General features: G+C 71.7%; 31 protein-coding genes and 1 tRNA gene. 6 read left to right on the top strand and 26 right to left on the bottom strand.

The genetic code is table 11. The annotated features are described in order from the left end of the window. Positions 1–9: 9 nt before the first annotated feature. Genes ACZ4QV_RS07135 through ACZ4QV_RS07110 form a run of 6 tightly spaced genes read right to left on the bottom strand, consistent with a single transcriptional unit; the run spans position 10 to position 3,221 of the window. Positions 10–903 carry a hypothetical protein gene (locus ACZ4QV_RS07135; RefSeq protein WP_361591937.1) on the bottom strand — a complete coding sequence of 298 codons (894 nt, stop codon included), beginning with the start codon at positions 901–903 and terminating at the stop codon, positions 10–12. After that, the gene (locus ACZ4QV_RS07130) at positions 900–1,406 is read right to left on the bottom strand and encodes a hypothetical protein (protein WP_361591939.1); all 507 of its coding nucleotides are present in this window, start codon (positions 1,404–1,406) and stop codon (positions 900–902) included. The genes ACZ4QV_RS07135 and ACZ4QV_RS07130 overlap by 4 nt, the downstream gene beginning before the upstream one ends. Continuing rightward, positions 1,403–2,026, bottom strand: a complete 624-nt coding sequence (locus tag ACZ4QV_RS07125) for a hypothetical protein (RefSeq protein WP_361591941.1) — start codon at positions 2,024–2,026, stop codon at positions 1,403–1,405. The genes ACZ4QV_RS07130 and ACZ4QV_RS07125 overlap by 4 nt, the downstream gene beginning before the upstream one ends. 8 nt (positions 2,027–2,034) lie before the next feature. Continuing rightward, entirely contained in the window at positions 2,035–2,187 is a 153-nt protein-coding gene (locus tag ACZ4QV_RS07120) for a hypothetical protein (RefSeq protein ID WP_185842229.1), read from the bottom strand. A 12-nt stretch (positions 2,188–2,199) separates the two neighbouring features. Next, positions 2,200–3,051, bottom strand: a complete 852-nt coding sequence (locus ACZ4QV_RS07115; protein ID WP_361591943.1) for a hypothetical protein — start codon at positions 3,049–3,051, stop codon at positions 2,200–2,202. Next, on the bottom strand, positions 3,048–3,221 hold the full coding sequence (locus ACZ4QV_RS07110; protein ID WP_361591945.1) for a hypothetical protein: 174 nt from the start codon (positions 3,219–3,221) through the stop codon (positions 3,048–3,050). The genes ACZ4QV_RS07115 and ACZ4QV_RS07110 overlap by 4 nt, the downstream gene beginning before the upstream one ends. Positions 3,222–3,404: 183 nt before the next feature. Between ACZ4QV_RS07110 and ACZ4QV_RS07105 the strand changes: the two genes are divergently transcribed. From ACZ4QV_RS07105 to ACZ4QV_RS07090, 4 genes are all read left to right on the top strand, one after another. Then, positions 3,405–3,704, top strand: coding sequence for a hypothetical protein (locus tag ACZ4QV_RS07105; protein WP_361591946.1), 300 nt, complete (start codon positions 3,405–3,407; stop codon positions 3,702–3,704). 55 nt (positions 3,705–3,759) lie between these two features. Continuing rightward, on the top strand, positions 3,760–3,975 hold the full coding sequence (locus ACZ4QV_RS07100; RefSeq protein WP_361591948.1) for a hypothetical protein: 216 nt from the start codon (positions 3,760–3,762) through the stop codon (positions 3,973–3,975). An 81-nt stretch (positions 3,976–4,056) separates the two neighbouring features. Continuing rightward, positions 4,057–4,500, top strand: coding sequence for an FxLYD domain-containing protein (locus ACZ4QV_RS07095; protein WP_361591950.1), 444 nt, complete (start codon positions 4,057–4,059; stop codon positions 4,498–4,500). A 526-nt stretch (positions 4,501–5,026) separates the two neighbouring features. Beyond that, positions 5,027–5,821, top strand: coding sequence for a GAF and ANTAR domain-containing protein (locus ACZ4QV_RS07090; RefSeq protein ID WP_361591952.1), 795 nt, complete (start codon positions 5,027–5,029; stop codon positions 5,819–5,821). A gap of 433 nt (positions 5,822–6,254) precedes the next feature. On the opposite strand, the gene ACZ4QV_RS07085 is transcribed toward ACZ4QV_RS07090, so the two are convergent. The 17 genes from ACZ4QV_RS07085 to ACZ4QV_RS07005 all read right to left on the bottom strand — a co-directional run bounded on the left by ACZ4QV_RS07085 (position 6,255) and on the right by ACZ4QV_RS07005 (position 16,211). Continuing rightward, a complete protein-coding gene (locus ACZ4QV_RS07085; protein WP_361591954.1) occupies positions 6,255–6,746 on the bottom strand; it encodes a hypothetical protein in 492 nt (163 codons plus the stop codon). A gap of 211 nt (positions 6,747–6,957) precedes the next feature. After that, the gene (locus ACZ4QV_RS07080; RefSeq protein ID WP_361591956.1) at positions 6,958–7,101 is read right to left on the bottom strand and encodes a hypothetical protein; all 144 of its coding nucleotides are present in this window, start codon (positions 7,099–7,101) and stop codon (positions 6,958–6,960) included. A 77-nt stretch (positions 7,102–7,178) separates the two neighbouring features. Then, entirely contained in the window at positions 7,179–7,730 is a 552-nt protein-coding gene (locus ACZ4QV_RS07075; RefSeq protein ID WP_361591958.1) for a WhiB family transcriptional regulator, read from the bottom strand. Between the two features lie 3 nt (positions 7,731–7,733). Beyond that, the gene (locus tag ACZ4QV_RS07070; protein WP_361591960.1) at positions 7,734–9,554 is read right to left on the bottom strand and encodes an AAA family ATPase; all 1,821 of its coding nucleotides are present in this window, start codon (positions 9,552–9,554) and stop codon (positions 7,734–7,736) included. 13 nt (positions 9,555–9,567) lie between these two features. After that, a complete protein-coding gene (locus ACZ4QV_RS07065) occupies positions 9,568–9,870 on the bottom strand; it encodes a hypothetical protein (RefSeq protein WP_361591962.1) in 303 nt (100 codons plus the stop codon). Next, entirely contained in the window at positions 9,870–10,100 is a 231-nt protein-coding gene (locus ACZ4QV_RS07060; RefSeq protein ID WP_361591964.1) for a hypothetical protein, read from the bottom strand. Before ACZ4QV_RS07060 ends, ACZ4QV_RS07065 begins: the two co-directional genes overlap by 1 nt. Then, the gene (locus ACZ4QV_RS07055; protein ID WP_361591966.1) at positions 10,097–10,687 is read right to left on the bottom strand and encodes a hypothetical protein; all 591 of its coding nucleotides are present in this window, start codon (positions 10,685–10,687) and stop codon (positions 10,097–10,099) included. The genes ACZ4QV_RS07060 and ACZ4QV_RS07055 overlap by 4 nt, the downstream gene beginning before the upstream one ends. Next, positions 10,684–10,953: a hypothetical protein gene (locus ACZ4QV_RS07050; RefSeq protein ID WP_361591968.1), complete on the bottom strand. Its 270-nt coding sequence runs from the start codon at positions 10,951–10,953 to the stop codon at positions 10,684–10,686. Before ACZ4QV_RS07050 ends, ACZ4QV_RS07055 begins: the two co-directional genes overlap by 4 nt. After that, positions 10,950–11,669, bottom strand: coding sequence for a 3'-5' exonuclease (locus ACZ4QV_RS07045; protein ID WP_361591970.1), 720 nt, complete (start codon positions 11,667–11,669; stop codon positions 10,950–10,952). Before ACZ4QV_RS07045 ends, ACZ4QV_RS07050 begins: the two co-directional genes overlap by 4 nt. Next, positions 11,666–12,460 (bottom strand): ERF family protein, encoded by a 795-nt coding sequence (locus ACZ4QV_RS07040; RefSeq protein WP_361591972.1) that lies wholly within the window; start codon positions 12,458–12,460, stop codon positions 11,666–11,668. The genes ACZ4QV_RS07045 and ACZ4QV_RS07040 overlap by 4 nt, the downstream gene beginning before the upstream one ends. After that, on the bottom strand, positions 12,457–13,506 hold the full coding sequence (locus ACZ4QV_RS07035; RefSeq protein WP_361591974.1) for a YqaJ viral recombinase family nuclease: 1,050 nt from the start codon (positions 13,504–13,506) through the stop codon (positions 12,457–12,459). The genes ACZ4QV_RS07040 and ACZ4QV_RS07035 overlap by 4 nt, the downstream gene beginning before the upstream one ends. Next, positions 13,499–14,506 (bottom strand): hypothetical protein, encoded by a 1,008-nt coding sequence (locus ACZ4QV_RS07030; RefSeq protein ID WP_361591976.1) that lies wholly within the window; start codon positions 14,504–14,506, stop codon positions 13,499–13,501. The genes ACZ4QV_RS07035 and ACZ4QV_RS07030 overlap by 8 nt, the downstream gene beginning before the upstream one ends. Beyond that, a complete protein-coding gene (locus ACZ4QV_RS07025; RefSeq protein WP_361591978.1) occupies positions 14,503–14,700 on the bottom strand; it encodes a hypothetical protein in 198 nt (65 codons plus the stop codon). Before ACZ4QV_RS07025 ends, ACZ4QV_RS07030 begins: the two co-directional genes overlap by 4 nt. Further along, on the bottom strand, positions 14,697–15,011 hold the full coding sequence (locus ACZ4QV_RS07020) for a hypothetical protein (RefSeq protein WP_361591980.1): 315 nt from the start codon (positions 15,009–15,011) through the stop codon (positions 14,697–14,699). Before ACZ4QV_RS07020 ends, ACZ4QV_RS07025 begins: the two co-directional genes overlap by 4 nt. Further along, positions 15,004–15,519, bottom strand: a complete 516-nt coding sequence (locus ACZ4QV_RS07015) for a hypothetical protein (RefSeq protein ID WP_361591982.1) — start codon at positions 15,517–15,519, stop codon at positions 15,004–15,006. Before ACZ4QV_RS07015 ends, ACZ4QV_RS07020 begins: the two co-directional genes overlap by 8 nt. Positions 15,520–15,615: 96 nt before the next feature. Beyond that, positions 15,616–15,876, bottom strand: a complete 261-nt coding sequence (locus ACZ4QV_RS07010) for a helix-turn-helix domain-containing protein (RefSeq protein ID WP_361591984.1) — start codon at positions 15,874–15,876, stop codon at positions 15,616–15,618. Further along, positions 15,873–16,211 carry a hypothetical protein gene (locus ACZ4QV_RS07005; protein WP_361591986.1) on the bottom strand — a complete coding sequence of 113 codons (339 nt, stop codon included), beginning with the start codon at positions 16,209–16,211 and terminating at the stop codon, positions 15,873–15,875. Before ACZ4QV_RS07005 ends, ACZ4QV_RS07010 begins: the two co-directional genes overlap by 4 nt. A 218-nt stretch (positions 16,212–16,429) precedes the next feature. Between ACZ4QV_RS07005 and ACZ4QV_RS07000 the strand changes: the two genes are divergently transcribed. Further along, positions 16,430–16,849: an XRE family transcriptional regulator gene (locus ACZ4QV_RS07000; RefSeq protein WP_361591988.1), complete on the top strand. Its 420-nt coding sequence runs from the start codon at positions 16,430–16,432 to the stop codon at positions 16,847–16,849. A 209-nt stretch (positions 16,850–17,058) separates the two neighbouring features. After that, positions 17,059–17,274 (top strand): hypothetical protein, encoded by a 216-nt coding sequence (locus ACZ4QV_RS06995; RefSeq protein WP_361591990.1) that lies wholly within the window; start codon positions 17,059–17,061, stop codon positions 17,272–17,274. Here the strand turns inward: ACZ4QV_RS06995 and ACZ4QV_RS06990 are convergent. From ACZ4QV_RS06990 to orn, 3 genes are all read right to left on the bottom strand, one after another. After that, positions 17,271–18,536, bottom strand: a complete 1,266-nt coding sequence (locus tag ACZ4QV_RS06990; protein ID WP_467762653.1) for a tyrosine-type recombinase/integrase — start codon at positions 18,534–18,536, stop codon at positions 17,271–17,273. The two genes, ACZ4QV_RS06995 and ACZ4QV_RS06990, sit on opposite strands and share 4 nt — an antisense overlap. Before the next feature lie 106 nt (positions 18,537–18,642). Next, positions 18,643–18,718 (bottom strand) — tRNA-His (locus ACZ4QV_RS06985). Between the two features lie 108 nt (positions 18,719–18,826). After that, positions 18,827–19,435: an oligoribonuclease gene (orn, locus tag ACZ4QV_RS06980; protein ID WP_030018887.1), complete on the bottom strand. Its 609-nt coding sequence runs from the start codon at positions 19,433–19,435 to the stop codon at positions 18,827–18,829. Positions 19,436–19,452 lie beyond the last annotated feature (17 nt).

Genomic DNA, 19,452 nt, shown 5'->3' with positions numbered 1-19,452 from the left:
AGGCGCGCGTCAGGCGACGTGCCAGCGCGCAGGGTTGGTCTCGTCCTGGACGAACACGACCGTGTTGCTCATGCCCTGTTGCTGTTGTTGTTGCTGGCCCTGTTGCTCGATCTGACCTGCGGAAACAACAGCAACACCGGAGCCCGGGGCCCCTTCCGAAGAGGGGCCAGGGGAGGGGTGCGGCGGGCGGTCCGGGAGGTCCTGAGTACGGACCCCGGTAGACACCCCCGGGCGGGCCCCCAGTCCGCGGGCGCGGGTGCCCTTGGAGACGGGCACCGCGGCGGCCTCACACAGGGCCCGGCAGTCGGCCGCGGACCACCCCCCGGACGACCCCCCGCCGGGGTAGCGGGAGGATAGGCCGGCGACCACCTGAGGCCAGTGCAGACCGGGGGTCGGTCGGGCCCCTTCCGAGTGCTCCTGGACGAGGTCGTGGAGGAGGTGCACGAACGCCTCCGGGGAGGGGCCCGGAGGGCGCGAGGCAGCACCCTCCGAACCGCCGTCGGCCGGTGCCCCCGCGGCGGCCTTCACCTTGTCGGCGCTGACCTTGGCGCGGAGGGCCGCGAGCGACCACCCGACGGCCAGCGGCCACATCAGGGCGTTGTGCCGGTAGACCAGCCAGCACAGACCGGCTCCGGCGCCGAGGAGCAGCGCGCCGCGCACGTAGATTCCGAGGTCGGCCGACAGGCCCTTGAGGTCTGAGCGGTGAGCCTCCAGGCACCAGCCCTTGAGCCGGGCGGCGAGGTGCTTTCCGAGGAGGCCGGTCCCCTCCCCCAGCGTGTTCGTCAGGCGGACGGCCCAGGCGCTGGCGGCCTTGGCTTTTTCCTCCGCCTGCGCGGCCTTAGTCTTCAGCTCGTCGGCGCGGTCCGCTGGAGCGCCGGCCTCCTGCGTGGCGTCGGCGCTCACAGGGACACCGTCCCATTGAGGACAGCCACGCCAGCATCGCCCAGCGCGTTGTACAGGTCCGGCACCCACTGCATGGCCTGGGCAAACCCAGCCGTGGCGCAGAGCGTCGCCCCGGCGAACACGCCGCCGATCATGCGCTTCTTGTCGGTCTTGCCCGCGGCCTTCCAAACGATGAAGCCGATCACCGCAGCGACGAGGACTGCGCACGCGCCTGGATAGGTGAGCGCTCCGACGGACCCTTGGGCCAGGCCGCCGCCGCCCTTCGCCCCGGTCACGGCGGACACCGCCTTGTCGCCGACCTTGTTGCTCGCCTCGACGGCCTGCGTGGCGAACCACCCGAGCAAGCCGCCGACGCACATGGTCCAGGCTGCGCCGGTAATCAGCCCGCCGCCGAACGGGACCGCGGCCTTCAGCTCGCGGTTGCCCTTCCACCAGGAGCGGACGTTGACGATCAGGATCGCGACGGAGACGACGGCTCCGGCGACGGTCATCGCGGCGTTCATGCGCGGACCCCCGTCGTGGCGGCGACGAGGTCGGGCCAGAGCACGCCCCAGGTACCACCGATGACGGTGACGGCCACGCCGAAAGCGTCGAGCCAGGTGAGGCGCCGGACGAGGCCGCCGACGAGGTTGGTGCGGAGGTGACAGGGCCGGTGGATGCGCGCGGCCACCACCGCGAGCGCGACGGCCGCCGCGGCGTGGGACGCCGCAGGGTGGACTCCCGTGCCGAGGTGGTCCAGCAGCGATCCCCAGATCCGGCCGACGCCGTACCCGACGCCGGGCAGCGGGATGCTCGCGGCTGCGATGGCGGTCACCGCGACGAGCGGTGACACGCGGTAGGGGACGGCCCGCGCGAGGCGCTGCCACCAGGTCAGGTCCGGCTCCACCGGCACCGGGGGGTGAACGGTGAGGTGCAGGTCAATCCGCTGCGGTGGCTGGTTCCAGGGGGCCGGTGCCTGCGGCGGCAGCCAGGGCGGTACCCCGCCACCACCGGGCGGTACGGGGGGCGAGGCCGGGGGAGCAGGTGGTACGGACGGCGGCCCCGGAGCGACGGACGGCCGCTGGAGCGGGGGCCAGGGCTGGCCGGCCGGGATGATCCGTGCCGGATGGATGGGGTCGGGCATGGCGGTCCTCACCGGAGGAGGGCGACGGCGTACGCCGCGGCGGTGATGATCAGGGCAGCCGCGCGGTAGGCGGGCAGCAGGCCAGCTGGGGCGCGGCCGGCGCTGGCGACGATGCCGAGGACGGCGAGCATCGCGACGAGGATGAACGCGAACGCGAGCATGGGCTCGGCCTCCTATGCGGTGTGCGACGCGGGGAGCGCCGGCGGGTAGGTGGCGAGGTCCGGCTCGTGCTCCTCGACCTCGGCGCGGAGCACGCCGCGGATCGTGGAGTCGCCGACGCGTCCGTGCCCGGCGTTCTCCAGTGCATCGCGCATGGCGGCGGTGCCGGGGCGGGTGCCTCCGTCGTACAGGGGCCGGATGGCGGCGCACCTGGGGTCGCGGTAGACGACCGGCGGCCGGACCGGCTCGGCGGGCGGGAGCTGTGGCGCGGGCGCCTCTTCGGCCGGAGGTGCGGCCGGGGCCGAGGCATCGGTCTCCTCGTCGGCGCGCTCGACGACGGGGGCGTCCTGCTCGGCGTCGACGCTGGTCGACGGGGCCAGGACGGGCGTCGCGGCGAGATGCAGCAGGTGACCGAGGACAAGCGGCGGCACGCACGACACCACGACCACCAGCCATGCGGGGGCGTACGGCTTGGCGGACCAATGCCCGGTCACGAACAGGTGGCTGATCGGCTGTGCGGCCATGGCGGCGCCGAGCGCCAACCACGCCCCGACCACGGCCGAGGTCTTGCCCGGTGCGCCCTTCGGCCGGCGCGAAGCGACCACCGCGGCGATACCGGCGTACGCGGCGAGGACCGAGGCCATGCCCCACGCGAGGCGGCTGTCCCATCCGGCGAGTACGCCGAGGTGGTGCTCGCCGGGGGCGCACATGACCATGACGAGGACGGCGACGATGGGGCGCCCGGCGTCGGTGAACAGCGACGCCCACCAGGGGATGCGGGCGCTCGATGGGGGGAGCGGCGTGGTGCGGCGGGTGCGGAGGCTGTGTGTCAGGCGACGCCAGAGGTTACGGGGCAGGAGCTTCACCGGGTGCCGCCGCTCTCGTTGCCGTGGGCGCGGCCGGTGGCGGACTGGTCGCGGGCAGCGGCGGCCGTGGCCGGGTCGTGGTGGCGGGCGTAGTCGGCGGCGGCCTGCGCCTGGAGGTCGCGGACGCGGGCCTCGGCGTCGTCGTCGCGGGTAGGCTGCTGCTCAGCCATGGAGACTCACCTCTCCTGTGGTCAGGCCCCCGGTAGTGCAGCCACACCGCCGGGGGCCGATCTTGTTTTAGGGGCGCTGACGGGCGTCGTCGGCCCGTCGCGACGAGCAAAAGGGTACCCCTTGGTTCTTGCCAATGGGTACCCCTTGGCCGGGCTCGTGGGCGCCTTACGCTCCGGCCGGAGGTGATCAGCGTGGCGGGTGAGGTCGAGCGGGTACGGCGGGCACTGCGGGCACTGGAGGCGATCCCGGATGCGACGGACCGGGCGGCGGCGTGCGCCGAGTTGCTGCGTGAATGGCCGGAGCTGCACCGGATGGTGGCGGACATGCGGCAGCAGGCGGTCATCACGGCCAAGGCGAGTGGCGTGACCTACCGGGAGCTGGGGAAGCGCATGGAGATTACCGGCGAAGCGGTCGGGCAGATCGCGGCGGGGAAGTGGCGGGCCCCGAAGCAGGCGGCGGGTGGCGAGCAGGCGGGCGGGTAGCCCGTCCGACGGCCGTTGACGTGCGTCGTCGCTGCCCGGGGCGCACCGTGGTCACATGGAGCGGCGCCCCGTGATCGTGCATCCACCGTCCCCGACCGGCGGCCGGCGGGTGTCGGTCGACGGGACGATTCTGGGGCTCGCGTACGGCTGGCGGGACGTGGTCGAGTTTCTGCGGCGTGCGGGCCTCGACGAGGGCGCGGTCCCGGCGGATGACCCCGGGCTGATCGAGTGGCGCGGTGGCGGGCCGGACGTGTGGTCGACTGCGGAATAGTCACAGGATCGCCACATCCCTCCCATGCGCAGCGCCCGGCTCGTACGGTTGCGTCCTCAAGTAGCGTCCCGTGGGGGGATCATGCGCATACGTATCGTCGCAGTCGGTCTGATCGTGGGGGCGGTCGCTCTCACCGGCTGCATGCTGCCGCAGCACGAGGCGACGCCGGCGCCGCACTCGCAGACGCCGGAGAAGGCCGCACCGGAGGTGGCCGAGTCGCCGAGCCCGGCCGCCAAGGCGGGCAGTGAGGCCGAGGATGACGTGAAGGTCACCGGCTGCTCGGTGGACGGGGCGACGGGGTGGCCGTCGGCGAAGCTGCTGATCACGAACCACACGGAGCGGACCTTCAACTACATGGTGCAGGTTGAGTTCGTGGACGCGTCCGGTACGCGGATCGGTACGGGTGCGGCGGCGGAGAACAACCTCGCCTCGGGGCAGAAGGCGCGGACGACGGCGCAGGGGTTCGTGAAGGCGTCCGGCGCGATCAAGTGTCGTGTGTCGGACGTGCAGCGGTACTCGCTGTGACACGTGTGGACGTGACTGTGCCCCGCCGGCCGGGTGGCTGACGGGGCTTAAAGCTGCGTTCACGCTGTCCTGTGCAGTAGGAGGTTGCGGTGCCGGGCGCGGGCGACCAGCGGGACGAACGGTATGTCCTCACAGCGCGCGCCGAGGTTGTGAAGACCTACCGTGCGGATTCGACGGGCAGCGGTTCGTCCGGCTGATCCTTGCGCACGCGTCCCGGCAGTGTGCAGGGGGTTTATGCGTTCCTCTGGGTCGTGGCCGAGCGGCGAATGACGCGCGTGGAGCTGAGCGTGAAAGGAGGCGGAGTGGTGTCGCCAGAGGTGTGACTGGTGTGGCCGGACCGGGTGGCCGTGTCTGATGGGGTGTTGCCTGCCCGAGGCATGGCGTGAAAGGCGGCGGGTGGCTGGTTTGGGCTCCTGGAAGGGAGTAGTTTGCCGGTAGGTCAGCGCCTCGGCGGATGGTATTCCACCCAGCCCCCGTAGCGTGCTTCCGGCCCCGGTTGCTGGCACCGTCCCGACCGGAGGCCGCCATGCCTGATTCGTCCTTCTCCCCGCCGGATCCGCCCTCATCGAACGGGCCGCCCCGGCTGCCGCGTGAGGCGCGGATCACCGCCGCGCTGATCGACCTGGCCGACACCCTGGTCGACGACTTCGATCCGGCCGAGTTTTTCTACCGCGTCGCCGAACACTGCATGGACCTGCTCGACATCGGCGACGCCGGTGTCATGCTCGCCGTGCCCGGCGGTCCGCTGCGCCTGGTCGCCGCCTCCTCCGAACGCGTGCGCCTGGTCGAGCTCTTCGAACTCGACGCCAGCGAAGGCCCCTGCTGCACCGCTTTCGGCAAGGCCGTCCCCGTCGACCACACCCTCAACGCGGCACCTTCACCGCGCTGGCCACGCTTCAGCGCCCGCGCCCACGGCGCCGGCTACACCTCCGTGCACGCCACCCCCATCCGGCTGCGCCGCGACACCATCGGCGTGCTGAACCTCTTCCGCCGCACCCCCGGCCCGCTCCTGGAAGCCGACCGGCACCTGGCCCGGGCCCTGGCGGACGCCACCGCCATCTCCCTGCTCCAGCAGACCACCCTCGACGAACATCGCACCGTCCGCGCCCAGCTCGAAAAAGCCCTGGACACCCGCACCGTCATCGAACAGGCCAAAGGCTTTCTGACCGCCCGCCACGAAAGCGACCCCGACACCGCCTTCCACCACATGCGCGCCCACGCCCGCCACCACCACCTGCGCCTGGTCGACCTCGCCGGTGACATCGTCGACGGCACCGTCACCCTGCCGCCCCCGGACACCGACAAGACCCCCACCCCCTGACACCTAGGCGCCAGCTCTTGGGCCCGGGGCATGTGAACCGCGCAGCCCTCGGGCATACGGCAAGAGGGTGCACGGGTGGATACCTGCGCCGTTGTTGTGCGCCCTGATGCCCCGTGGACGACGGGCCTTCTGCCGGGTGGCGGTTCTGAGCGGATGCCGCTTGTCCTTTGCCGCTGCCTGGCGTCCCGGCTTCGGCTGTGGCCAGTGGGCTGAGCGCAAGGCGTGCTCGAACGGCACCGCCCATGCGCCCGCCAGCGGGCGCCGTGACTTCGCCCCGTCAGGGGTGATGTACACGGCATCGATCCCATCCGTCCACGGCCCGGCGGAACCATCCGGCAGGGCCTCTAACGCATGCACCACGTCCCTGGCCCTGCCCCTCGCCGCAAGGTAACTCTTCAGCCCGCAAGGTCTCCCGCAAAGTGAAGCTTCGACGTCACAGGACACACGCCTCGGTCGTTGGCCCGTCGAGGGCGGTGCAGACGCTCCGAACGTGCTCGTACGGGAGGTCGTGGCACGCCTGTTGCACACGGTCGATCGCGGCGGCGAGGTGGTCGCGGTCGCGGAGCAGGTGCTCGACGTGCTGCCGGAGGAGGGGCCCCTCGTCGGGGGTGAGGACGCCGCGGCTGGCGCGGGACAGGAGCACCAGCAGCGCGTCGCGGAACGCGGTGGTCGAGCAGTCAGCGGGTGTCCGCTGCTCGGGGTCCGCGCCACGCGACCGGGCCGGCCGGTCGGGGCAGTTCCACCAGTGCAGCGGGACGCCCGCCCACACGCCGGTGAAGCGGCAGGTCGGGCAGGTGATCCGGCCGTCGGCGCGCGTCGTCGGCTCGTCGGTGACGGGCGTCGCTATGGCGTCGGCGAGGCGTCTGACCTGCGTCGTCAGCCTGTCGACGGCGCGGACGATCTCACGGGCGGGATCAGCGGGCATAGTGATCTCCTGGCAGTCGGGTACCCGGTCGGCATGAGGCGTCGACGATGGGTGCTCGCGGCGGGGTGGCTCGTGTGCGGATGGGCGGCGATGGCCGCGTACCGACGGGCGGGCGAGGGGCGCTCGTGGGGTGAGGCGGTCGCCGCCGCGTCGCTGACTGTGGGCGGGGTCGTGGTGGGGGTCGGCTTGGTGGTGTGGGTGTGTCTGCTGGTCACTGGTCGATCTCGGCGCTGACGATGCGGCAGGTGCGTTCGTGGTGGCGGCCGGCGGTGAGCCACCAGGTCTCACAGCACGCGGCGATCAGCGGCGCGGCCTCGGCCGGGTAGCGGGGGCGCGCGGCCCTCTCCGCCCTCACAGCGGCCTCACGCGCCTCACGACGGGCCCTGTGTCCCCCGAGCCACAGAACAGCGCGTACGGCCGTACGGAGGGCGCTCACGACGCCACCGCCAGCCGCGCCGTGTCGGCGGCCAGCGCCGCACGGGCGGCCTGCCGACGCCGCTGCTCCTTCGAGGCGCGGCGGTGCGCGGCCAGGCACCGGGGACACACGGTCTCGCCGAGGCGACGGTGTACCAGGTACCCGGTCTCGGTCCCGCCGGCCGCGTGCGCCGCGGCCAACTGCGCCCGGCGCGCCGCCTCGACGCGCGCGGCGTGGGCGGCCGTGCAGGTCTCGCACGTCTCGCCGTAGCGGCCGTGAGCGCGGAGGGCGGGCTCGGTGCCGCAGGCGAGGCGGAGGCGGCCCTCGTCGTCCACCCACCGGGCGTCGTCGGCGGCGAGCCAGCGGCGCTCGGAGGCGTCGAGGCCGCCCCACACGCCGAATCGCTCCTTCGAATCGAGGGCGGTGGTGAGGCAGGCGCGGCGCAGCGGGCAGCGGAGGCACGTTGCCTTGGCTGCGGCGCGGTCCTCGGGCAAGGGAGAGAACCAGAGTTCGGGGTCGTCGCCGGAGCAGGCCGGGCGGGTGCGGCCGAGGGGTGGCGTGGTGGTCATGGGTCAGTCCTCCTCGGGCGCGGGGGCGTTGTCGGTGGGGCCGTTGGGGTGGCTGCCGGTGGTGGGGTCGCAGGCGAGGTGTGTGTCGTAGCCGCGGTCGAGGCGGTAGCCGGTGAGGGGCAGTTCGCAGATGGTGCACAGGGGGGTCTTGTCGTCTGGTGTTTCCGGTGTTCCCGCCCCGTTCCCTCCCTTGGAGGGAGGAACGGGGGGAACGGCGGGCGTTCCGGGGGTTTCCGCGACGTTTCCGGGAAACGGTTGACCTGCGGTTTCGCCGTTCCGGGGGTGCGTTCCGGGAAACGTTTCCGGGAAACGTTGCTGCGTGGGGGCTCCGGAACGCTCTCCGGAAACGTCTGGGGCGGGCGTGGTGGCCCGTGCTTTGCGGCGGCGGACGGCTTCGGCGACCTTCTCGTTGCCGCCGGGGACGCCGCGGTCGGCGAGGGTCTGGCGGGCGATGCGGTTGCCTGCGTCGTTCGGCACGCCGGCGGCGTCGAGGGTGGCGATGATGTGCTCGACGGTGCCGGGCACGGTGGCGAGGCCGGTGGGCTCCTCCTCCCACGTCATGAGGACGTGGCGGGTGCCGCCGGGGGCCCAGTTGTCGCCGTCGCGGCGGGCCTGGCGCAGGAGGGCGAAGTGGTCGGGCCCTATGCCGGTGCGGGTGTGGGTGCGCTTGAGGGTGAGAGAGCCGCCGCCCTGAGCGGACAGTTCCCACACGTGGTCTACGTCCTGCGTCTTGGCGGAGGAGCCTCGGCCGCCGCGCTCCCTGTCCTTACCGAAGTGGTCGAGGCGGACAGAGGCGATGCGAGCCCGCTTGAGGGGAAGCAGGGTGTGTCGGTAGAGGGACAGCCAGGTGTCGGCGTCGTTCTCGGGGCCGGAGATGAAGCGGGACACGGTGTCGATGACGACGACCTCGGCGGCGGTGGCCTTGGCGAGGGCGAGCAGGTCGACGCCGCCGCCGGCGGTGTCGAGGGGACGTACGGGCGGGAAGCTGGCGTAGCGCAGTTCGCCCATGCGGCCGAGGCCGCCGCCGAAGCTGAGGAAACGCTCCTGTACCTGCTCCTGGCCGTTCTCGGCGTCGAGGTACAGGACCCGTACGGGCGGCTGCGGGGCGTCGCCGAGGAAGGGTTGGCCGGTGGCCATGCGCCACATCCACTCCTGGACGAAGAGGGACTTGCCGGCCTTGCCGTCGCCGACGACGGTGATCTGTTGGCCGGGCCCGATGAGCTTGCCAGGCAGGAGCTGGACGGCGCCGAAGTCGGTGACGAAGAAGGCGTCCCAGTCGAGGAGGGCAGCAGTGAGGTGGCTCGGGCCGTGGCCGGTGGACTCGCGCAGCTGCTCGGTCTGCTGGAAGGAGGCGACGATCTCGGCGAGTTCGTCGCCGGTTGCCTTGCGAAGTACGGCGGCCTTCAGCGCGGTTGAGTGCTCGTCGTAACGGCGTTCGCGGGCGGTCTCGGCGATGCGCTCGGCGAACGAGGGCGCCATGGCCGCGGTGATGTACTCGGTGCCGAGACGGTCGATGAGGGCGCCACCGTCGACGAGGCGGAGCTGGCCGAGCTTGTCGATCTCCGCGCGTACGAGGACGGGGTGAGGGTCTTGTCCCGCGGCGACCATGCCAGCCACGGTGTCCCAGATGAGCCGGATGGCGGGCTGGTAGATGTCGTCTCGGCCGATGACCTGCGCGCAGTCGGTGTACGCCTGCGCGCTGTGCATGATGGCGCCCGCTACTAGGTTCTCGGCCTCCGCGTCGTGGGGTGTCCGCGCGAGGGCATCAGGTGCCTCGTCGTTGACCGCGTTGCTGCGCGGTGGGATGCGGCGGACGTTGTCCACGGTGCTCCTTGGTTCAGAACAGCGGGTGCTGCCGGGCGGGGCCGGGGCAGTGGTGCTCGGTCACGTGGGGGTGGGGGCAGTCGGCGGGGTGCCAGCGGTCGATCCAGCGGAGCCGGGGCGGCGTGTGAGGGCCGGCTCGGTAGAGGCACCAGATGAGGCGGTTCGGGGTGCGGGCGGCGGCCTGCTCGGCGGGGGCGAGGGGCCGGAGGTCGGCGGTGACGGTGAGGGCTGCCCGGTGCCCGACGAGTTGCCGGAGGATGGGCGCGCGGCAGGCGGGGCACTGGGTGGTGCCGTCGGGTGCCGCGCGCCTGGTCATCAGGCAGCTTCCTTTCGGTCAGCAGTGGTGCAGGTGGCTCGGTGGCTGGAGCGGACCGTGGCGACGAAACGGGCGACCTCGTGCGGGCCGGTGACCGGGCCCTCGGTGGCGTGGCAGAGCAGGCACTCGTACCGGGCCCGCGGCGGGCGGCTCCAGCGAACGTGGCCGGTGCGGCGGTCCTCGCGGCCCTCGCCGAGGTCGACGAACAGCGCGCCCGTCACGGCGATCACGGGATCGGTCCGAGGTCGGGCCACTGGCACCCGGCGAGCGCCGCGCGGTGCCCGTCCGGCACCTCGGCGAGCGGCTGGCCGAGGTGGTGGAGTCCCATGGCGCGGAGGATGAGGGCGTCGGCTTCGTCGTCGGTGGGGAGGATGGCGCCGTACCGGCGCTGCGCGGCGTCCAGGACGACGGCCTTGCGCGAGTTGCCCTCGCCCGTCGCGTACTTGGCGCGGGACATGGGCGGGATCACCGCAACGGGGATCTCCCGCTCGACGAGCGCCCCGACGATCCGCCACCACAGCCCGGACAGGTCGTGGTGCCCGGCCTGCCCCATGGAGCCGTGGGACGGGCCCTCGACGCAGGCGAGGTCGACGGTGCCGACCTCGTCGAGGACGCGGGTGGTGATGTAGCGCAGGCGGGCGTGCCGTTCGGCGATCGAGTCCTTCCGGCGGCCTTTGGTGGGGATGCGGACGGTGCCGCCGGCGGTGGCGATGCCGGTGCCGGTGAGGCTGATGTCGAGTCCGGCGACGCGGTACGGCCGGGGCCGGGGCCCGGCCGCCGGGGTGGCGGCTGGGGCGGCGTCGAACAGCGCGGTCACTGCTGCGCTCCCTTGCGGGTCTTGCACTCGGCGCAGCGGTACGCGTCGCCGTCCGGCACGTGGCGGGTGGTGAGGTGGCCGCACGTGGTGGTGTCGCAGGCGAGCCAGCGGGCGCCGGGCGGGATCTCCTCGAACCGCGCCGCCGCGGCGCGGGCGTGCGCGGCCCGGACCGGCGCGGCGGGCGCCGGCCGGAGGACGCGGTCGACGCCAGCGGCGAACAGCGCGCCCGGCACCGCGGCGAGCAGACAGGCGAGGGCGGTGATCACTGGTCGCCTCCCGCGCGCTGGTGCGGGACGACGGGCCACGCGCCCTGGACGACCGCGGCCGGGTCCTTCCGGCGGAAGTACTCCTGAAGGCTGGCGGCCTGCTCGGCGGCCCACGCCACCTGCGCCGTGTACAGCTCATCCAGCGACATCGCGGCGAGCTGCGCGTACTGGGTTCCCTGCCGCCAGGCGACACGGCACGCGGCGATGGCGTCAGCGTCGGCGGAGTGCGCGCCGTCGAGCGGCACGGCGTAGTGCTCGCAGAGCGCGGTGAGCTTGCGGCTGCCGCGGCGGTAGCGGTCGACCTGCTTGTCGATGACGAACGGGTCAAGGACCCGCAGCCCACCGAGGCCATCAACGAGCGGCTTCATCCCGTACCGCCGCGCCTCGCGGTCGAGGACGGTGAAGTCGTACCGCGCGTTCATCGCGACGATCGGCACCCCGGCCAGTACGACCTGGCCGAGGGCGTCGAGGATCTGCTCGACGGCCGCGCGCAGGGCGACGCCCTCGGCGCGGGCCCGCTCGGTGGTGACGCCATGGATCGCGGCGGCCTCGTCGGGGATCTCGTGGCCGTCCACGTCGGTCAGCCACGTGGCGGACTGGGTGGGCTGGCCGCCGCCGCACTGGACGACGCAGGCGGTGACGATCCGGGCGGTTTCGGGGTCGGGGCCGGTGGTTTCCAGGTCGAAGCCGCACAGGCGGCCGAGGTGCCAACTCATGCGGCACCGCCCTGGATGCGCTCCTGGCCGACGCGGTACAGGAAGGCGCCGAGCGGCTCCTCCTCGCCGACCTCGTTGACGACCTGCGTGTCGTACAGACCGACCTGCTTGATCTCGTAGTTGATCTGCGCGAGGCGCTGCCGGGAGGTGCCCGGTTCCAGAATCTCGTCTCGGTACGAGGCGGCCGTACGCGGCGGCGCTTCGCCCCGCTCGACGTGCGAGGCGTCGGGGTCCGTGTCGTGGGTGGGGGTGAGGCCGCCGGTCAGGAGCAGCACGCGCAGCGCAACGGACTGCGCCTTGGCGGTGCCCTTGTCCGCGGAGTCCAGCGCCTCACCGCGGGTCTTCAGCAGGGCCGGGAGCGTGTCGCCCTTCGGGCCCATGACCATCCACGACACGGTCACGGTGCACTCGCGCATCTTGCTGCCCTTGGCCGAGGTGGTGTCGCGGTGCTCCGCGTCCACGTCGACGGGGAAGACGCTGACGCCGTGCCGCAGCGTCACGGGGCCGAAGGTGTTGACGACGGTGTCGACGCCACGGAAGGAGAAGCGGGTGCCGCCGCCGTTGTACTGCTCCTTCTTCGCGATGGCGCGGACATCGCGGCGGACGCGGAGCCACGCGAGGTGCACGGGCACCATCTCCGGGTCCGTGTCGCCCGGTTCGTAGGCGGCCATCGGGTCCGGCGCCGGGACGTACGGCTCGACGGGCGTCGACGACGCGTCGTCGGACGGGATCGACGGGGCGTCGGTGGCGCGGCCGGCCGCAGCCGCCGCGCGCTCAGCAAGGGTGGTCATGCGTTGTGCTCCTCACGGATCACGCGGGGGATGGTCAGGCGGCGGCTGGGGCGGTCTTCGACGCAGTCGGCGTACGCCTCGGGCCAGCACTCGGCGAGGCGGCGGGTGTCGCAGTGCTCGCGGCTGGTCTCGTCGAGACGGACGAAAGTCCGGTCGAGGACCACCGCCTCGGCGGCGTCGCCGAGCGCGCTGACGATGCGGGCCTTGGCCGTCTTCTTCCGGGCCTTGGCCTCGGCCTCGTCGTTGTGCGCGTCGAGGTAGGCCGCCACCGCGTCCTGCGTGTCGACATCGCGGGTGATGTCGATCGCGCCGGAGCGGTCCGGGTGCAGCCGGTCGTACAGGTCGAGCAGGACATCGGGGTCGGCGTCGTCGGCGAGGACCGGCGGGCGCCGGGTCTGGATCTGTTCCCAGGCACGGGCGCCGGCGGCGCGCAGGTCGTCGATGAGGTCGGCGTGGTCGGCGACCCGGATGACGTACTGCCTGTAGTCGTTCCCGCCGATCAGTACCGCGGCGTGGACGTGGTCGAAGCCGCACACGTCGGCCTGCCAGAGCGTCTGGGCGAGCACGTCGTCGGCGACGCCTGCGCGGAAGGCGGGCGCCTTCATCTTGTCGCGGCACTTGATCTCGACGGCGCACTTCTCGCGGCCGTCGGCGAGGGGGCATTCGAGGACGCGCCGGTCGAGGGTGCACATCTGCCACGGGCGGGTGATGTTGGCGACGAGGCCGACGCGGCGGACCACGCTGCGGTTGCGGCGGGCCCACTCGCGGGCGACCGTCTCCTCGAACGCTCGGCCCCAGAGGGCGGGTTCAGAGTCGTCGCTCTCCAGCGGCAGGCCGCCCGTCTTGTCGTGGTACACGGACAAGGCGTTGCCGTAGCGGGAGATGCCGAGGATGGCGGCGATGTCGGCGGAGCCGAGGCCGGAGCGGCGAGCGGTGAGCCATGTGGTGCGGTCGGCGGTGGCGGGGAGGATGAGGCGGCCGGTGGGGGTGATCCGCCGACCGGCGGCCGGGGCCGTGGTGGCCCCGGCCTGCGCGGTCTCAGGCATCCGCGTCACCGCCCTCTGCGTGGCGGACGGTGTGGGTGCCGTCGGCGTGCCGGACGAGGGTGTCCCCGAAGCGGGCGACGACGTGGTCCGGGCGGAGGCCGACGCGAATCCCAACGACGGTCAGGCGACCGGCAACGGACTCGACGTACGGCTTGGCGAACGTGCCGGCCTCGTCCAGCCACTCGTCGACCTCGGCGATGTTGCCCGTGGTGAGCTGCCATTCGGTGACCGGCTGGGCGCCCCTCTCGGCCTCGCCGTCGAGCACGAGCCGCCAGCGCTGCGCGGTACGGTCCCACTCGATGTGCTCGTCCCCGGCGGGGTTGGCGATGTGGCCGTCCGGCTCGATGTGCACCGGGATGCCCGCGCCGACGAGGGCGTTGAGGCCATCGACGGCGCGCTGCCACGGCGACGCGGCGCGGGTGGACTCGCCCTTGCGGGTGTCCTTCCCGGCCTCGTCGGCGCGGCGGTCCAGCCACTCGGCGACTTCATCGACCACAACCGCAGCCGTGTCGTCCGTCCAGTTCGTGTTGCCGCGCCGCAGGGCGGCGGCGGCCTTGCGCAGCTCCTCGGAGCGGGTGGTGGCCTGCTGCTCCAGCTCGGCGACACGCGCCCGCAGCTCGTTGCGCTCCATCTGCACAGCGAGCGACGCGCCGACCATGTCCTGTACGGCCGTCTGCAACTCCCGAGCCCGAGCGGCGTACCGGTCGGCCGCCCCGCCAGCGGAGAGTGCGCGAGTGCGGGCCATGCCCCAGGCGATGCGGTAGCGCTCGGCCGTGGTCTCGGCATCGACCAGCCGACGAAGGACCGGCGCCATCCGCTCGCCCATGTAAGAGACGAGGTTCAGGCAGTACAGGTCCTCCCACTTCGGGTGCTCGTGCTCGCGCACGTTGGTGATGCACTCGCCGAGCTGGAGGACGAGGTCGGCGCGGGCCGACTGCGCGTTCCCGAGGTGGGCTGCCAGCGCGGCGCGCAACTCAGGGGAGAGGGGGCGGGCGCTCATGCCGCACCGCCCGACCGGCCACGCTCGGCCCGCCAATCCGCCGCCGCAGCGTCGCAGCACAGCGGCTCGCCGACCTCGAACTTTTCCCGCAGATCGGGGTACATGCGCGCGGTCTCGGGCGTCAGCGTCTCGAAGATCAGGCGGCAGTGCCCGCACATGACGTGCGCACCGTCGCGGTAGGTACGGGCACTCACGCCGCACCCCGCAGACCGGCCGCAGCCCGGATGCTGTCCGCCAGCGCCACGCACTGCCGCCCGTACACCGGCAGCCGCGTGGACACCTCGGCGAGCAGACGCTCGACGAGCAGGGACTCGGGCCGGTGACCGTCGTACGGACGCGGCTCGGCCTGCTCGGCGAGGATGTCGGCGAGCGCGTCAGCGTGCTCGGTGACCAGCTCGACGAGCACGGCCTCGACGAAGGGGCGCAGGTCCAGCGTGACCCCGGCGGGGATGCGCTCGACGGAGACACGGAACGGCCCGTCAACGGGCGTCGCCGTCTCAGCCACGGCCGACACCCCCTCGGCGGGCGGCGCGGCGCGCCTCCATACGGGCCAGGATCTGCGCGTCAGACGGCCGCACCCACCCGTGACCACCGACTCCCCACATGTACTGAATGCCGTGCGAGAGCCGCGGAATACCGCACCACGCGCAGGCGTACGGCTCCGGCATCTCGATGACCGGGATCGGGATGTCCAGCAGGGTCCACGCCCTCACTGGCACCCCGGCCACGACCGAGTGCATCTCCACGTACGGACGCCGGTCGTCGGGACCGAACGGAGTGGTCTTCGCCGTCACGCCGAGCGCCTGCGCCAGCGCCTCCACGCCCTCGGCCGACCGGTGGAAGTGCGCCTCCACGCCCGGCTCCTCCGGGGCGTAGGGGGCGCATTCCACGGTGACCGTGGTGGGGACGATCGGGCTGAGCCCGATTACCCGCTCGGTGACCGCCAAGGCGGCCATGTGCCCGCGGCGCTGCACCTCGGCAGCGTCCGGCGGGGACGTAATCTGGGTGCTCACGGGGAGCCTCATCTCTCGGTAGGTGAGTGGGTGAGGTGAGCCGAGGGGTCGTATCCGGGGTGCATCCGGTGCGGCCCCGACTCACTCGTGGGAAGATCAGCGGCGAGCCGGAAGCGGCTTCAGCGCCGCCAACGGGTGCGCCACGGGCGACGCCGGAACCGACGGGACGGCCGCAAGCGGGCCGGCCGTGGGCTCGTGGTGGTGCATGGCGTCGATGCGGTCGAGGTCGTCGTCCGTGAAGGTGACGACCCTGCCTTTGCGCGTGTGCGGGAGATCGTTGATGTTGCGGCGCAACCATCGCTCCTCGACGCGGAGCACTTCCGCGGCCTCGGGATACGTGTAGCGGCGCGTGCTCATACCGCGGTCCGTATGGCCGATGGCGTGTTCTCAGTAGTCGGTACCGGGACAGATCGCCCAACCGGCGTGAAGAGGACGAGCACGTCGACGCCGATGGTGTGGCACAGGGTGTGAGCGGTGGGGCCAGGGATGCATGCCTGGGCGCCGCTCAGCAGGTTGCCGACGGTGCCCCTGGCACATCCACTGCGCATAGCCAGCTCACGGACGGTGATGCGCTGACCCGACCCGGTGCGTTGCATGAGGCGCCGCAGCAGGTCGGCGTCCAGCAGCCGGTACAAGGGGTCACGCGAGGTCATGTCCACCTCCTGGGGCGTGGTGTCCATCTGTTTGGACACGACGAGCATCGCACAGCTTGGACGGCTTGTCCATCGAGATGGACAACGGGATTCCTTCAGGTCAAATTCGCGGTACGCCCTACCCTGCGCCGCCCTTCGGCGTGGACACTCTGTCCAGATGGTGAGTCATAGCGACGCCGCGACCTGCCGAAATGTCGCGGAATCATCAGCAGCAACATGGACACCCCGAGCGCCCGACCCCCACACGGAGTGGCAGGATGACCACCATGGTCGAACAGGACGACACATACACACGGACGGATCTGTCCGACCTGGTGCGCAATCGCCGCGCCACGCTCCGGTTGAGTCTGCGCGCGGTCGAGGATCACCCTGGTAACGCAGGCCCGGACGGGAAGCCGATCATCAAGCGCGGATGGCTGGAGAGGCTGGAAAAGCGGAAGTCCGTGATTCCCCCTCAAGTCCCCGAGCTGACAGCCTTGTCCGCCGCCCTCGACATCCCGCTCGGTCGCCTCCAGGACGCGGCCGGCGCGCAGTTCCTCGGGATCACGTCCGTGTGGAGTGAGTCAGGTGAGGCGCGGGCGCTCGTTGCGCACGCCGAGCGATTGTCGGCCGAACAGCGTGATCAACTGGCGCGCTTTATCGCTGCGTTCGAAAGTGCGCCACGCGACGAGCAGTGATCTTTGGCCTTGATTGCTACGCACAGTCACACTTGGGCCTGAGGGGTGGTTCACCCCTGTCCGAAATGGGACCATGATTCATCCGCCTGGGGGGCGTGATGGTTCGATAGCCTGCACATCCGGCCCGATCGAACGAGTGATCTATTTTGGCTGGTAGTGCCCGCGGCGCAGGGGGTCTTGTGACTGACCGTGTCAGCAGTAATCCGAACGTGCGCGTCGTAATCTCGCCCCTCGTACCCGAGGGGGAACTCGTCGTCCCCTTCGAGCGCGAGGGTGAGCTGATCTGGGCCTTCGCTCCTGGGCAGATAACCGAAGAAGCCGTCGAGGAGGCCAACCGGCATCTGCGGCACCTCGCAGGCCATGGCCTCTGGGGGCAGCAGTGGGGCGGTGACCAGCAGGAGCCGCCCCACCGCGCAGCTTCCTAAATCGCGGGCACCACTGTGAAAGCCGGTGCGGGCGCCGGCACCGTGAGCGCGGCCTCGACCGCAGCAGTGATCTCCTCGTCGAGTTCACGCACCAGGTGCCCGTACCGGTCCACGGTCGTACTGATCGACTCATGCCCCAGCCGGACCTGGATCGCCGGAAGCGGAATCCGCGCGGCGATCAGCCACGCCACGTGCGTGTGCCGGAGGTCATGCAGCCGCGGCCGCCGCGGCAGACCCTTGGCGACGGCCGCCTTCACCGCGGGCAACCACTTCCGGTTGTAGAAATTCGCGTGCCGCCACGCGCCGCCCATCGCTGCCCGGAACACGAACCCTTCGGGCGGCTGCCCCGAGGCCAGCCGCCGCGCCGTGTCCGCCTGCGCGGCCGTCAGGGCGATGACGCGACGAGCCTTCTTGGTCTTGGGCGGGCCGAGGTAGAACGCGCGGTCGCTGCCCTTCTTCGCCTTCTTCCACGCCCGGTGGACCGTGGCGGTGGGCGGGGAGGCGGACAGGTTCAGGTCCCGGACCTGTAGGGCGGTCGCCTCACCCCACCGCATCCCGGTGCCGACGAGCCAGTCAGCGAGGTCCCGCGCGTCCGGGTCGGTGATCTCCGCGGCTATGCGCTGGTACTCGTCGCGCTCCAGGAAGCACATCTCCTCGTCGACGTGATCGTCGACGCGGGGGAGGCGCGTGCCTTTGCAGGGGTTGTCGGTGCGAAGCGGCGGCTTGGCCTCTATCGCAGCCTGGAAGGCGCAGAAAAGGAGACCGTGACGATTCCGGACACTCTTCGGGTCGGCCGGCCTCCGCTCCCACTTTGAGAGGTCGGCCGGGTCTGGCTGCCCTTTCTCCTCAGCGCGGACCCAGTCGGCCACGTCGTCCGCCGTCACGTTGCAGACCGTCGCTGGCACGACTTCGCCGGAATGCTGCGTGTGCTGGAGCAGTGAGAGGTGGATACGGACCTCGCGGCGGTAGTCGTCACGGGTCCGATCGTCTATGCCGGTGAGACGGTCGACGTACCGTTCCGCCCATGTGACCCACGGCACGTCATCGGGGTGGGTGTCCGGCTCGACGAATCCCTTGCCGCGGACCCAGCCGGGCGGCCAGTGCTGCCCGTGGGCGTCTACGAGCTTCTTGAAGGTCTCGGCGCTCTCGAGGTCCCTGAACTTCTCCGATTGGCCAGGAGCCGCGCGTGCACCGCCCTTGCGCCACTTCACCTGATACGTGATGGTGCCGCCCTTCATGGGGCGTTCCACGATGCTCGCCATGTCGTGAATGTACGGCTGTTCGGGGCGGTTGTGTTCCCGTGGTGTTCCCGTGAACGGGAGAACGACCAAGGCCCGGCCTACTTTCGCAGGTCGGGCCTTGATCGTTTGGGGTGAGTAACGGGACTTGAACCCGCGACATCCTGGACCACAACCAGGTGCTCTACCAGCTGAGCTATACCCACCATGACCGGTGCTGTGTGGTGTCTTGTTCCCCACCGGCTGAGAAAAAGTGTACAGGGTCTGGAGGGGTGCTCGCTCCCGGCTTTGGGTCAGGCCGGGAGCGAGCTGCGTCACTCCGGGTCCGCGGGCAGGACGTGCCTGGCCGCGATCTCCTTCGCGGTGTCCGAGTCCGGGCCGGGCTGCGGCACGAAGACCGCCTCCCGGTAGTAGCGGAGTTCCGCGATGGATTCACGGATGTCCGCCAGCGCCCGGTGGTTCCCGTTCTTCTCCGGACTGTTGAAGTACGCCCTCGGGTACCAGCGCCGGGCCAGTTCCTTCACGGACGACACATCCACGATCCGGTAGTGCAGGTGGCTCTCCAGCTCCGGCATGTCGCGGAGCAGGAAGCCCCGGTCGGTGCCGACGGAGTTGCCGCACAGCGGTGCCCGGCCGGGTTCCGGTACGTGCTGCTTGAGGTACTGGAGCACCTGTTCCTGTGCGTCCTCCAGCGTGGTGCCACTGTCCAGCTCGGCCAGCAGCCCGGAGGAGGTGTGCATCTGGCGCACGACCTCGGGCATGGTGGTCAGGGCCTCGGCCGGGGGGCGGATCACGATGTCCACCCCGTCGCCCAGGACATTCAGCTCCGAGTCGGTGACCAGGGCGGCCACCTCGATGAGCGCGTCGTTCGCCAGCGAGAGCCCGGTCATCTCGCAGTCGATCCACACCATGCGATCGTTCATACGCCTCACCCTACGGG

The organism is Streptomyces sp. NPDC026394 (genome assembly GCF_055567735.1).
The sequence above is the reverse complement of the archived record's forward strand: the minus strand, read 5'-3'. Positions and strand labels throughout refer to the sequence as shown.